The sequence below is a fragment of the Pseudonocardia sp. genome, from assembly GCF_050250275.1.
Classification (GTDB): Bacteria; Actinomycetota; Actinomycetes; order Mycobacteriales; family Pseudonocardiaceae; genus Pseudonocardia.
Genome location: NZ_JBFWOY010000015.1, coordinates 134,539 through 147,392 on the forward strand (window position 1 = coordinate 134,539; position 12,854 = coordinate 147,392).

The 12,854-nt window shown below is 74.1% G+C and carries 13 protein-coding genes; 5 read left to right on the top strand and 8 right to left on the bottom strand.

Annotated features, from left to right (window positions below; all coding sequences use genetic code 11):
- Positions 1-145: 145 nt before the first annotated feature.
- From AB7F12_RS15500 to AB7F12_RS15510, 3 genes are read right to left on the bottom strand one after another with little or no spacing between them, the layout of a single operon-like run.
- Positions 146-1,333: an alanine racemase gene (locus AB7F12_RS15500; RefSeq protein WP_428500491.1), complete on the bottom strand. Its 1,188-nt coding sequence runs from the start codon at positions 1,331-1,333 to the stop codon at positions 146-148.
- Positions 1,330-2,523, bottom strand: a complete 1,194-nt coding sequence (locus tag AB7F12_RS15505) for an MFS transporter (protein WP_428500490.1) — start codon at positions 2,521-2,523, stop codon at positions 1,330-1,332. The genes AB7F12_RS15500 and AB7F12_RS15505 overlap by 4 nt, the downstream gene beginning before the upstream one ends.
- Positions 2,520-3,209: a TetR/AcrR family transcriptional regulator gene (locus tag AB7F12_RS15510; RefSeq protein ID WP_428500489.1), complete on the bottom strand. Its 690-nt coding sequence runs from the start codon at positions 3,207-3,209 to the stop codon at positions 2,520-2,522. Before AB7F12_RS15510 ends, AB7F12_RS15505 begins: the two co-directional genes overlap by 4 nt.
- A gap of 37 nt (positions 3,210-3,246) precedes the next feature.
- On the opposite strand from AB7F12_RS15510, the gene AB7F12_RS15515 reads away from it, so the two are divergent.
- From AB7F12_RS15515 to AB7F12_RS15525, 3 genes are read left to right on the top strand one after another with little or no spacing between them, the layout of a single operon-like run.
- Positions 3,247-4,563: a D-arabinono-1,4-lactone oxidase gene (locus AB7F12_RS15515; RefSeq protein WP_428500488.1), complete on the top strand. Its 1,317-nt coding sequence runs from the start codon at positions 3,247-3,249 to the stop codon at positions 4,561-4,563.
- A gap of 13 nt (positions 4,564-4,576) precedes the next feature.
- Positions 4,577-5,026 carry an NUDIX domain-containing protein gene (locus AB7F12_RS15520; protein ID WP_428500487.1) on the top strand — a complete coding sequence of 150 codons (450 nt, stop codon included), beginning with the start codon at positions 4,577-4,579 and terminating at the stop codon, positions 5,024-5,026.
- Between the two features lie 37 nt (positions 5,027-5,063).
- Positions 5,064-5,924 (top strand): alpha/beta fold hydrolase, encoded by an 861-nt coding sequence (locus tag AB7F12_RS15525; RefSeq protein ID WP_428500486.1) that lies wholly within the window; start codon positions 5,064-5,066, stop codon positions 5,922-5,924.
- A 4-nt stretch (positions 5,925-5,928) separates the two neighbouring features.
- Here the strand turns inward: AB7F12_RS15525 and AB7F12_RS15530 are convergent, their stop codons facing one another.
- Both AB7F12_RS15530 and AB7F12_RS15535 read right to left on the bottom strand, forming a co-directional pair.
- Complete coding sequence (locus tag AB7F12_RS15530; RefSeq protein WP_428500485.1) at positions 5,929-6,522, bottom strand: TetR/AcrR family transcriptional regulator; 594 nt, start codon at positions 6,520-6,522, stop codon at positions 5,929-5,931.
- Positions 6,519-7,682, bottom strand: a complete 1,164-nt coding sequence (locus AB7F12_RS15535; protein ID WP_428500484.1) for an aromatic ring-hydroxylating oxygenase subunit alpha — start codon at positions 7,680-7,682, stop codon at positions 6,519-6,521. The genes AB7F12_RS15530 and AB7F12_RS15535 overlap by 4 nt, the downstream gene beginning before the upstream one ends.
- 424 nt (positions 7,683-8,106) lie before the next feature.
- On the opposite strand from AB7F12_RS15535, the gene AB7F12_RS15540 reads away from it, so the two are divergent.
- Entirely contained in the window at positions 8,107-8,886 is a 780-nt protein-coding gene (locus AB7F12_RS15540; protein ID WP_428500483.1) for a DUF4190 domain-containing protein, read from the top strand.
- Between the two features lie 910 nt (positions 8,887-9,796).
- Positions 9,797-10,903 carry a GNAT family N-acetyltransferase gene (locus tag AB7F12_RS15545; protein ID WP_428502853.1) on the top strand — a complete coding sequence of 369 codons (1,107 nt, stop codon included), beginning with the start codon at positions 9,797-9,799 and terminating at the stop codon, positions 10,901-10,903.
- Between the two features lie 24 nt (positions 10,904-10,927).
- Here the strand turns inward: AB7F12_RS15545 and AB7F12_RS15550 are convergent, their stop codons facing one another.
- The 3 genes from AB7F12_RS15550 to AB7F12_RS15560 all read right to left on the bottom strand — a co-directional run.
- Entirely contained in the window at positions 10,928-11,701 is a 774-nt protein-coding gene (locus AB7F12_RS15550) for a TIM barrel protein (protein WP_428502854.1), read from the bottom strand.
- Entirely contained in the window at positions 11,698-12,705 is a 1,008-nt protein-coding gene (locus AB7F12_RS15555) for a Gfo/Idh/MocA family oxidoreductase (RefSeq protein WP_428502855.1), read from the bottom strand. The genes AB7F12_RS15550 and AB7F12_RS15555 overlap by 4 nt, the downstream gene beginning before the upstream one ends.
- A gap of 22 nt (positions 12,706-12,727) precedes the next feature.
- The coding region (locus tag AB7F12_RS15560; protein WP_428502856.1) for an integrase core domain-containing protein at positions 12,728-12,854 on the bottom strand (127 nt) is incomplete at its 5' end.

A 12,854-nucleotide genomic window follows, 5' to 3' on the forward strand; every position in this document is an offset into this window, starting at 1 on the left:
CCCTGCCGGGACCACCGCCCGGCCGAGACGGAACAGCCGACCCGTTCCCGCCCGCACACAGCCCGCCTCCGCGGCCGAGATGCACCTCAGCGCGGTTCGTCAGACCGCGGACCGCGCTCAGGTGCATCTCGGCGCGGGGGGTGGGTCAGCCGAAGGTCCAGGACTCCCCGCGGTAGGTCGGGGTGCTGCCGACGACGCGGCCGCCCTCCACCAGGTGCATCTCGGTGAATCGCTCGCAGACCTCGCCGGCCTTGGTGTGGCGCCACCAGACACGGTCGCCGATGGCGGGGACGGTCCGGCCGCGGACGGGCGTCTGCACCTCCCCGGCCCCCTCGGTGCCGAGCAACGACAGCCCGGCCGGGAAGACCGGGGTCGGGACGCGGGAGGCACCGGCGGGGCCGGAGGCGATGTACCCGCCGCCGAAGGTGGTGGCGATGGTCGCGGCGGGGCGGCGCACCACCGGGAGGGCGAACATCAGGGCGGGGCGCGGGGTGAAGGCGCGGTAGCCGTCGAAGAGGGTGGGGCCGTAGAGGCCGGAGCCTGCGGTGACCTCGGTGACGGCCGCGTCGGCGGAGCTGGACTCGAGGCTGCCGGTCCCGCCGCTGTTGACGATCTCCAGCGCGCCGACGGCCGCGGTGACGGCCTGCACGACAGCGGTGCGGCGCCGTGCGAGCTCGGCGACCGAGGCGCGTTTGACGAGGCGGACGGCGAGCGAGGCGTCGGGCAGCCCGGCGACCTGGGCCTCGTAGAACATGACGCCGACGACGGCGAACCCGAGCCGGCGTGCGGCGCTCGCGAGCGAGGCGGCCTCGTGCGGGGTACGGATCGGTGACCGGCGCACGCCCAGGTGCAGGGGCCCGATCCGCAGGGAGGCGTCGACGTCGATGCACACCCGCAGTCCGGTGCGGCCCGCGGCGTCGCGGGCGATCCGCAGCTGGGCGGGGTCGTCGACCATGAGGGTCACGCGCTCGCGGGCGACGGGGTCGGCGCCGAGCTCGGCGAGGGCACCGCGGTCGACGCTGGGGTAGCCGAGCAGGACGTCGCCGACCCCGGCGCGGGCGAGCCGGACGGCTTCGCGCACCGCGTAGGCCATGACGCCACGGAACCCGGGAGTCGACAGGGCGTCGTCGAGGACGGCGCGGCAGCGCACCGATTTCGACGCGACCCGCACGGGGGTGCCGCCGGCCCGGGCGACGAGGTCGGCGGCGTTGGCGCGCACCGCGTCGAGGTCGAGCGCGAGCAAGGGCGCGTCGAGGTGGGCGGTGGCGGCGTCGAGCCTGGCGGCGGCCACCGCGACGGAGGTGGTCGTGGTGTGACGCAGGGAGACGGTCATCGAGCATCCTTCGCGTGGGGGACGAACCCGCGCGCCAGTACGACGAGCGCGAACGCGAGCACGAGCGGGACGACGAAGCCGGCGCGCAGGTCGACGGTGGTGCCGACGAGCCCCACCGCGACCCCGCCGACGACGGCGCCGAGGTAGTTGAAGACGTTGACGCGGGCGACGACGGCGTCGGTCGCGCCGGGGGCGAGGGCGCCGGCGGCGGAGAAGCAGAGCGGGGCGACGACGGGCAGCCCGAGCCCGACGAGCGCGAACCCGGCGATGGCGACGCCGGCGTTGGGCGCGAGGACGACGAGTGTGAACCCGCCGATGCCGACGAGGGCGCCGATCCGCACCGTGGCCACGGCGCCGATACGGCGCACGAGCTGGTCGCCCGCGGCGCGGGAGGTGAGGGCGGCGCCCTGGTAGGCGGCGAACCCGAGGGCGGCGGCACCGGCGGCGGCGCCCAGGAGGTCGTGCAGGTAGAGCGCGGACCAGTTGGCGATGCCCGCGTCGGCGACGTAGAAGCAGGCCATGGCGGAGCCGAGGAGCAGGACCGGACGCCACGGCACGGCGGCCGCGGCGCGTGCGGTCCCGGCCGGGACGGCGACGTGCAGCTCACGCCCGGGCAGGATGCCGCGGCGGGCGGCGACGGCGAGCAGGGCGGCCGCCGCGGCGGCGATCAGCAGGCCCACCTGCAGGGAGAGCCCGGTCCGCTCCCCCAGCGCGACCCACAGCGCACCGACGATCCCGGCTCCCGACCACCAGGCGTGGAACGAGGTGAGGATGCTGCGGCCGTAGCCGCGTTGGACGGCGACGGCCTGCATGTTGCTCCCGGCGTCGACGGCCCCGACGCCGAGGCCGTAGCAGCCGAAGCCGACGAACAGCACGGCGGCGTCGGGGGCGAGCGCGATGACCACGGTGGCGGCGACGATCGTCGCGAGGCCCGCGGTCAGCGCGACGGAGCTGCCGCGCCGGCGGGCCAGTGCCTCGGCGACGACGCTGCCGGCGCCGGCGAGCAGCGACACCCCGAGGACGACGAGGGTGACGGTGGCGTCGTCGATGCCGTGGCGTTGCTCGAACTGCGGCAGGTGGGTGAGCAGGACGGCGAAGAGGAACCCCTGGGCGGCGAACGCGGCGGCGGTGGCGCGGCGGGCCGTCCGCAGGCGTGGGGTGACGATGCCGGGGCTGGTCGCGATGGTCACGACGGCTCCGCGGCCTCGTCGACCGGCCCTGTCTCGTCGGTGGCGACGCCCGGGGCGGCGTGGCGCGCCATGGTCTCGGCGAAGCCGTCGAGCCGGGCGAGCGCGCCCTCCTCGTCGCCGTCGACGAGCCAGCGCAGGCAGACCCCGTCGATCAGCGCGAGCGTCATGCCCGCGAGCTCCGGCACCGGCCGGGTCCAGTGGTTGCCGCTGTTGTGCGCGGCGCGGGTGAGGAACGCCTCGACGGCCTGCTGCCCGACTTCGTACTGGCCGACGGCGACGGCGTGCTCCCCGTGCTGGCGCAGTGAGTAGGTGGTGATCTCGTAGGTGACGAGCTGGCGGGCGCGGCTGGCGGAGAGCGCCGTCCACATGCCACGGACCCCGGCCCGCAGGGCCGCGACGAGCGTGTCCTCGACGGCGGAGAGGGCGTCGAGCCCGGCCTTCCCCAGTTCCGCGACGCAGCGTTGCGCCACGGCGGCGACGAGGTCGTTGCGGTCGTTGAAGCAGTAGTGCACGAGCCCGAGGGAGACGTCGGCGGCCTCGGCCACGCGACGGATGCTCATGGCGGGGACGCCCTCGCGCTCGGCGACCCCGACGGCGGCGTCGACGAGCGTCTTGCGGCGCTCCTGCTTGTCCATCCGGGCGGTCGCCATCCCGGCATCGTCGTCGGCGCCGCGGGTGCGGGTCAAGGTTGAACTGGACGCACGTCCAGTCCATCCTCGTCGGATGCCCACCACCGCTGCCACGGCGCGCCACACCTGGACGAACTGGGCCGGCACCGCGACGGCGACCCCCGCCGACGTCGCCGCACCCGCGACGATCGCCGAGCTGCAGCAGGCGGTGGCGCACGCGGCGGCGGCGGGGCTGCGGGTGAAGGCGCTCGGGTCGGGCCACTCCTTCACCGCCGTCGCCGTGACCGACGGGCTCGCGGTGCGGCTGGACCGCCTGCGCGGCATCGTCACCGCCGACCCGGCGACGGGACTGGCCACCGTCCTGGCCGGCACCACCCTGCACGAGCTGGGCCCGGCGTTGTGGGACCGCGGGCTCGCGATGCCCAACCTCGGCGACATCGACGTCCAGACCGTCGCGGGGGCGCTCGCGACCGGCACCCACGGCACCGGGGCGCGCCTCGGCGGGCTCGGCACCCAGGTGGCCGGGATGCAGCTCGTACTCGCCGACGGCACCCTCCACGACTGCCCCGCCGACGAGCTCCCCGCCGCGGCGATCGGCCTCGGCGCCCTCGGGATCGTCGCGACGGTGACGCTGCGCTGCGTGCCCGCGTTCGTCCTGCGCGCCGAGGAGCGTCCCGCCGCCTTCGACGAGATCCTGCGCGACCCGGCGACGTTCGACGCGTTCGCCGAGGCCCACGACCACGCCGAGCTGTACTGGTTCCCGCACACCCGCCGGCTGCTGACCAAGCGCAACGACCGCACCGGCGACGCCGCGAGACCGCTGCCGCGCTGGCGCCGCGTCCTCGACGACGAGCTGCTGTCCAACACCGTGTTCGGGTGGGCCAACCGGGCGTGCGCGGCGCGCCCGTCGCTGATCCCGCGGGTCAACGCGATCGCCACCCGGGCGCTGGGCGCGCGCACCTTCGTCGACCGCTCCTACCGGGTGTTCGCGACGCCGCGCCGGGTGCGTTTCCGCGAGACCGAGTACGCGCTGCCCCGCGTGGCCGTCCCGCAGGCCGTCGCGGAGATCGAGGACTGGTTGCGACGCAGCGGGGAGCGCGTCGCGTTCCCCGTCGAGGTGCGGGTCGCCGCGGCCGACGACGTGTGGCTCTCCACCGCCCATGGCCGCGACAGCGGCTACGTCGCCGTCCACCAGTACGTGGGCGCCGACCACACGCGGTACTTCGACGCGGCCGAGTCGATCCTGCGCAGCCTGGGCGGGCGCCCGCACTGGGGCAAGATGCACTCGCTCACCGCCGACGACCTGGCCGCCCTCTACCCGCGGTTCGACGACTTCCGCGCCGTCCGCGACCGCCTCGACCCCGGGCGGACGTTCACCAACCCCTACCTGCGACGGGTGCTCGGCGACTGACAGCATCGACGGCATGCGGCGCAGCGCGGGAATCCTGCTCCACCGGGCGGGCCCGGAGGTCCTGTTGGGGCACATGGGCGGCCCGTTCTGGGCGCGCAAGGACGCGCACGCGTGGTCGATCCCCAAGGGCGAGCACGGCGACGACGAGGAGCCGCGTGCCGCGGCGGTCCGCGAGTTCGCCGAGGAGCTGGGTTCGCCCGTGCCCGACGGCGAGCTCGTCGACCTCGGGACCGTCAAGGGCTCGGGCAAGCTGATCGCCGCCTTCGCCCTCGCCGGGGACCTCGACGCGGACGCGGTCGTCAGCAACACCTTCGAGCTGGAGTGGCCGCCGAGGTCGGGGCGGATGCAGGAGTTCCCCGAGATCGACCGGGCCGCGTGGTTCACCCTCGACGAGGCCCGGGAGAAGATCGTGAAGGGTCAGGTCGCGTTCCTCGACCGGCTGCGGGAAATCGTCTCGTCGTGAGACGGCAGCGGGCCCCGTGAGGCAATAGGGTCCGACGATGGCGCGCTCCGCACTCATGGTCGGTACCTCGGACGGCACCCGGCTCGTCGGCCAGCGATGGACCACCGACGCCGACGCGAAAGCGGCGATCGTCCTCGCCCACGGCATGGGCGAGCACTCGCTGCGCTACGACGCGCTCGGCAAGAACCTGTCCGCCGCGGGCTACGACCTGCTCGCCGTCGACCACCGCGGCCACGGCCGCACCGCCGGCATCGCCGGGACCGCACTGGGCGACTTCGGCGACGCCGGCTGGGACGGGGTCGTCGCCGACTACGCGCTGACCGTCCGCAGCACCGTCGGCGAGCGCCCCGACCTGCCCGTCATCGCGCTCGGCCACTCCATGGGCTCCTGGGTCGTGCAGCAGTACCTGCTCGACCACGCCGCCGACGTCACCGGCGCCGTCCTGTCCGGCTCCGGCGCGCTCGACCTGCTCGCCACGGCCGTCGACCCGTCCGCCGACGTCGACCTGTCCGCCTTCAACGCCCCCTTCGCCCCCGCCCGCACCGACTACGACTGGCTCTCCCGCGACGAGGCCGAGGTCGACGCCTACGTGGCGGAACCGTTGTGCGGCTTCGGTCTCGACGCCAAGAGCGCCGCCGGGATGTGGGCCGCGGCCGACCGGATGGCGCAGCCGTCGGTACCGAACGGGTTCCCGCTACTGGTCCTCGCGGGCACCGCCGACCCGGTCAACGCGGGCCTCACCGCGCTGGAGCCCCTCGTCGACCGCTACCGCGGCGCGGGCGCCGACGTCACGACGCACTACTACCAGGATGCCCGCCACGAGGTCTTCAACGAGACCAACCGGGACGAGGTCGTCGCCGACCTGGTGTCCTGGCTGGACGGGGTCGCTGCCCGCTGAGGGCTCAGGCCGCGCCGACGAGGCGCATCGCGAGGTCGCCGTAGCGGTAGGCGACCTCGTCGCTCGCGAACTCCTCGCCCTCCCGGAACCACACCGAGACACCGACGCCCATGTCGAGGATCGAGTACGTCGTGAGCCGGACGGAGCCGACGTGGAACCGGCCCTCGGCGACCCCGCGCTCGACGAGCACGCGGAACCCCCGCTCGTAGTCGCGGCGCCGCGCGGCCATCGCGGCCCGGTTGCCCTCCGACAGGTGCCGCAGCTCCCGGGTGCCGACGAACGCCTCCAGCCGGTGCCGCGCATGGAAGCGGACGTGGGCCTCGACGGCCCGGCGCAGCTGGTCGGCGACGTCGTCGGTGGAGCCAACGGCGACGAGGTGGTCGCGCAGCACGGTGGTGAGCGAGGTGTCCATGATCTCGACGAGAAGGTCCTGTTTGGACGCGACGTGCTTGTAGAGGCTGGGGCCTCGCACGTTCACGGCGCGCCCGATGTCGTCCATCGTCGTCGCCAGATAGCCCTTGTCCGCGAACAGTTCCAGGGCCGCGGCGACGATGTCGGCCCGCCGGACCCGGGGCCGCGCGAGGCCCGCGGTGCTCACGGGTCGATCCCGTTGCGGCGCAGCTCCGCGTGCACGCCCTCGTGGAAGTGCTGCAGCGCGATCTCGTTGCGGCCGAACGCGAGCTCGGACACCGCACCGGTACGCAGGTTGCGCTGCACGCGCTCCATCGTCGCGAAGTCCTCGTCGAGGATCGTGTCGAGCAGGATGCGCCAGTTGCGTTCCCAGTGCCGGCGGGCGCTGTCGGTCGTCGCGGGTTCCGGGGTGAGCATGAGCCCCTCGGCCGTGCACGTCCCGTCGCCACCCACGCCCGGGTAGAAGCGCCACATCTCGACGTGGTCCATCTGCCAGGTCAGGATCGTGTTGGGGAAGACGAGATGCACGAGCGAGCTGTGCGGGTACACCGTCCGCTCGTCGGCGGGCCCGGCCGCCATGTCCGTGAAGCTGTTGCGCACGGCGGAGTAGCGGTGGTGCAGCCCGTACCCGGTGTAGGCACCGACGTTGCCGACGAAGAACGGCCCGACCGTCTTCTTGTGCAGGTAGGCGAGGTGGAAGACCTCCAGGAACGTGTCCACGCCGCACTTCCAGTCGAACGGCTGCGACATGACGACCCGGTCCCACAGCGTGAACGACGCCAGGTCGAGGTCGGCGATCTCCGACTCGAAGTCGGCGCCGAGGTGGGCGGTGAGGTCGAGCACGCCGCCGGGCGTCGGGAGGGTCCACACGATGCCGTGCCGCTCCTCGGTGGGCAGCTCGACCAGGCCGTGCGCGGCGCGGTCGAGCCCCTCGAACCCGTCGCGGTCGACGGTGGAGCGCAGCCGCCCGGCCCGGTCGTAGGACCAGGCGTGGTACTCGCAGCTGAACGTCCGCCGGGTGCCCGCCGGCTCGGCGCACACGATGTTGCCCCGGTGGCGGCAGACGTTGACCAGGCAGCGGGCCACACCGTCGTCACCGCGCACGGTGAGGACCGGGAGATCACCGATCTGCGACGTCGTGAACGCACCCGGCCCGGCCAACTCCGCACCGGTGGCGACGGGCAGCGGGTAGTCGCGGAAGAGCACCGCCCGCTCGGCCGCGTGCCGGGCGGGGTCGGTGTAGGACGCCGCGGGCTCGAACCGGACCTCCGGCGCCATCGCGGTGGTGCGCCGCGCGACCAAATCGGCCAGCTCGGCGATCAGCTGCTGCTCGGCAGTGGCGTCCACGTCGACACCGTCCTTCCGCTCGACGACCCCAGGCTAACAACCGCTAGCCCCGGCAACCAGGGCCTCTCCGGGATGCACGCGACACCGCTACCGGTGCCTAGCCCCGTGGGACCGGGGGTTCACCCGATGCGGCCACCGCGCCCTCCTCCCCAGCGTCGAATCCCCGATCCACGACGGGGGGAGCAGCCGTGTCGACCGGACGCCGACACGGAGCTGGTCCGCCGGCAGCTCGACGAGTTGCGGAACACGGCCGACCGGAGCGACCTCGACAGGCTGTTCGCCCCCGGGTACCAGAACCACGACATGCCGATGACGCGCAGCGGCTCCGCACGATAACGAAACGGTACCGAACGAACACAGACCGCTAATGCCGCGGCCGTTCGGGACGACACGATCACGAACCCACTCTCATGATCGGAACCGGATGAACCCGCAACCTCCCAACGCCCAGTACCCGCCGCCCCCCGGCTACGCACCGCAGCAGCCCCGCCAGAACGGCCTCGGCACCGCCGGATTCGTCCTCGGCCTGGTCGGCCTGGTCTTCTCGTTCATACCGGTGATCGGCATCATCGCGTGGCCGCTGGTCATCGTCGGCCTGGTCCTGAGCATCATCGGCTTCACACGCACCCGGTCAGGACGGGCCGACAATCGCGGCCTCGCCATCGCCGGCATCGTCCTGTCGGTCGCCGGTCTGCTGATGTGCATCCTCTACGCCGCCGTCTTCACCGCGGCAGCGGGCGCTGCGAGCACCGCGGCCGACGACGCCGCGCGAGCGGGCGGCTACGCGGCCGGCTCCGGCGGGACGTCGGCTCCCGTCGCGTTCGGCCAGACCGTGACCGTCTCCGACATCGGCTACTCGGTGTCGACACCCGCGGCCTACACGCCGTCCGCCGGCGCTGCGGCGTTGGGCGGCGAGATCGCCCGGGCGGTCCGGTTCGACGTGACGATCACCAACAACTCGGCCACGCCGTTCGCGTTCAACCCGTTCGTCGTCGGAGCCAAGGCGTCCGCAGCGGGGGCCGACGCCCCGCAGATCACCGACATCCAGAAGAAGGTCGGCGTGACGACGTCGTCGACGATTCTGCCGGGCAAGAGCCTCACCTACGGCGTCGCGTTCTCCGTGCCGGAACAGAAGGGTGACGTCCAGGTGGAGCTGTCCCCGACAGCGCTGGGTTCGCCGATCGTGTTCACCGGTACCGCCTGACGACTCCGGCGACACGTCGGATTCGACGGCGGAGCGCAACCACCGTGGTCGAACCGGTCCGGCGTCGAGCCCGGCGTGTCGAACGGGCGTCGTCGACAGAACTGACCCGGATGCTCCCGGGGTTTACCCAACATTTACCCTTTCGGTTGAACATTCCTCTTCCGCGTGGCCGGCGCCGCGTGTAGTGACCGTCCGGCAGGAGGCCGACCGATGCGTGACCGTCCGGAAGGGGCGTGCTCGCTCCTGACGGTGGCGGCCATCGCGGCGGCCGGTTGGCTCGCGAGCCAGGCGTTGACGCTCGTGGCCTACGCCGGATGTACCGACGACGCGGTCGCCGACGGCATGCTGGCCGGGGCGGCCCGCTGGCTCCCGGCGACCCTCGCGGTCGCGGTCGCCGTCGCGGTCGTCGCCCTCGCCACGGTCGCCACGACCGGACGCCCGGGGTCCGCGGGGGAGGACGACGAGCCACGCTGCGGGGCCGGCTGGGCCGTCCTGGGGCCGCTCGCCTTCCTGCTGGTCGAGTACGTCGAGTACTTGACGGCGTGGCACGCCGCTCCCCCGGCCGCGCTGCTCACGATCGGTGTCGTGGTGCACGCGAGCGTGGCCGCCGCCCTGTCCCGGTCGGCGCCGGGATGGGTCCGGCGGGCGCGTGGTCTGGCCGCCCCGGCGTCCGCGCCGGTCCCGGCCGGACCGGTGGGCGCGGGGGCGCGCACCGGGGTGGCGATCGCCGCGCCGGGGTGGTCGCCGTGGGAGGTGCCGCACCGTCGTGGACCGCCGGGGGCCTGCCCGCAGGCATTTCACCCGTCGCCGGGCCCGCAGCGGGGCCCGTCCCACCCTCGAGGAACCCCGCATGTCCGCACCACCCAGCTCCCCTCCGAGACACGGTTCAGGAGTCCACAGCCATCCCGTCGTGACCCCCGACCTCGCCGCCGAGTGGGACGACCTCGTCGACCGCGTGGGGGCGACTCCGTTCGACCGGCCCGGCTGGTTCGCCGCGTGGTGGGACGCCTTCGGCGAGGGCACCCGCCGCATCGTCACCGTGCGCCGCGACGGTGAGCTGGTCGCCGTCATGCCGCTGGTCGAGCACCGCGGCGTCGTGCGCAGCGCGACGAACTGGCACAGCTTCGTCGCGGGGCCCGTCGCCCTGGACGACGTGGCCCGGACCGCGCTGCTCGACCACGTCGTCACGAGCGGTCGCCGTGTCGAGCTCAGCCACCTGACGACGCCCGGGAGCGAGTCGGCGACGCGGGCCCTGACGCGCCGTCGCGCCCACGTGCGTCGCGAGATCGTCCAACGCTCCCCGTACGTGCCGGGCAACGTGACGTTCGAGTCCTATGTGGAGCGTCGTGAGGCGCGCCGGGTCCGGCAGCTGCAGCGCAACCGGCGCAAGCTGGAGAAGCTCGGCCCGGTCCGCTACGTGCCCGACGCCGACGCGGCCGGGGTCGACGGGGCCGTGGCACGGTTCCTCGATATCGAGGCGAGCGGCTGGAAGGGCGACTCGGGGACCGCGGTCCTGTCCGACGCCCGGACCCGCGTCTTCTACGCCGGGATCACCGCGTGGGCCCACGCGGCCGGGATCCTGCGGGTGTCGTTCCTGGAGGTCGACGGCCGTGCCGTCGCGGGCGAGCTGTGCCTCGAGGACGACACGGCGACCTATCCGCTCAAGGCGAGCTACGAGCCCGACTTCCGCCAGTACTCCCCCGGGCTGATCCTGCTGTTCGAGCAGGTCCGCGCGTCGGTGGAGAGCGGGCGCAGCTACGAGTTCATGGGCTCGGCGGAGCCGTACAAGATGCGGTGGGCCGACGACGTCCGCGACATCCACCGCCTCGACGTGCACCCGGCGACGATCCCCGGCCGGGCGACGCTGCTGGCCGACGTCGCCGCCCGCACCGCCCGGCGTGGCGCCGGCCGCGGGAAGAGGCTCGCCGCCGATGCGCGCGACCGGGCCCGGACCCTCCTGGAACGCCGCACCCGGCCCGCGGCCTCGCTGCCCGAGCAGCGCGACGCCGTCGAGTAGACCGTGCGGGCCGCCGGGAGCGGTTCAGGCGAACGCGGCGCGGAACGCCTCCAGCGCCCGTTCGGGATCGCCCGACGCCCAGCCCTCCAGTGCGACGACGCCGTCGTAGCCGAGGCGGCGCAGCGCGGCGGCGATCGCCGGATGGTGGATCTCCCCGGTGCCGGGCTCGCAGCGGCCGGGGACGTCGGCGACCTGGATCTCCCCGATGGCGGGCAACATGGTCTCCAGCAGCGAGATCAGGTTCCCCTCACCGATCTGGGCGTGGTAGAGGTCGAGGTTCATCCGCAGGTGGGGGCTGGCGACGGCCTCGACCAGCGCGAACGTGTCCGCGGCACGGGCGAACGGGGTGCCGGGATGGTCGACGGTGGTGTTGAGGTTCTCCAGCGTGAACACCCGGCCGGCCTTCTCCCCCAGCTCGGCGAGGCGGCCGAGCGTGCGGGCGGCGGTGAGCCACATCGCCGGGGTGACGACGCCGGCGGGCCGCACGGGCAGGCCGCGGCCGTCGAGACCGGTGCCGTGGACGTTGAGCCGCGGGCAGTCGAGCCGGTCGGCGGCGGCGAGGGAGGCGGCGGCGGTGCGCAGCAGCTCGTCGGCGCCGTCGGGGTCGGCGAGCGTGCCGGTGACGTACCCGGTCATCGACGAGAACGTGGCGCCGGTGGCGGTGAGGGCGTCGAGGTCCTTGGTGGTCCAGTCCCAGATCTCGACCTCGAACCCGAGGTCGTGGATGCGGCGGACGCGCTCGACGAACGGGAGGTCGACGAACTGCATCTCCGCGCTGACGGCGAGGCGGTAGGTCATGCCGGCACCCCCGCCGTGCGGACGGGCCGGCCTTCGCGGACCGACCGGGCCGCGGCGAGCGCGATCGCCAGCGCCTCGGTGGCGTCCTCGCCGGACGGGGCCCCGGGCTCGGGCACACCGTGCGCGGCCGCCTCGACGAACGCCGTCAGCTCCGCGGTGTAGGCGTCACGGAAGAGGTCCTGGTCGTAGCGGACGGTCGCCGCGGAGATCCCTGCCGCGCCGTGGACGACGAGCCCGTCGGCGCGGGTGCTGCCCATGCTCAGCATGGCGCCGGGGCCGAACCACTCGGCGCGGACGTCGTAGCCGTGGGCGGCTTCGAAGCAGGCCTCGGCGATGCCGGTGGCGCCGTTGTCGAACCGGACGGTCATGACGGCGGTGTCGAGCAGCCCGCGGTCGCGCCAGTCGGGGCGGACGAGGGCGTCGGCGATCGCGTGGACCTCGACGGCGGTGGCCCCGGGGTTGAGGAACCGCAGCGTGTCGACGTCGTGGATCAGGGTCTCGCGGAAGATCGTGTCCGGCGCGACGCGGGCGGGGTCGAAGCCCCCGGGGTCGCGGGTGAGGGAGCGGATGGTGCGGGGTGCGCCGAGGCCCCCGTCGATCAGGGTGCGGGCGGCACGCCAGTCGGCGGCGAACCGGCGGTTGAACCCGACCTGCAGGACGACGCCGGCGGCCCGGGCGGCCTCGGTGGCACGGACGGCGTCGGCGACCTCCATGGCCATCGGCTTCTCGCAGAACACGTGCGTGCCCGACTGTGCGGCGGCGACCACCAGGTCGGCGTGGAACCGGGCGGGTGCGGCGACGACGACGGCGTCGACGGCCGGGTCGGCGAGCACGGCGGCGGGGTCGGTGGTGGCGGCGGCGCCGAGCCGGGCGGCCAGTGCGTCGGCCGCCCCGGGCTGGGGGTCGGCGACGGCGACCAGCCGTGCCCCGGGGACGCGCCGGGCGATGGTCTCGCCGTGGAAGGCCCCCATCCGCCCCGAGCCGATCAGTGCCACCCGCGTCATCGCAGCCTCCTTCTAGAGCGCTCTAGTTGTACTGCTCGGTGACGTTGGTGCAGCGGGTGATCGGGGGCTGGTTACCGAGCGCGGTGTGAGGCCGGTGATGGTTGTAGTGGTGCAGCCATGCTGGCAGCGCCTTGCGGCGTGCGCGTTCT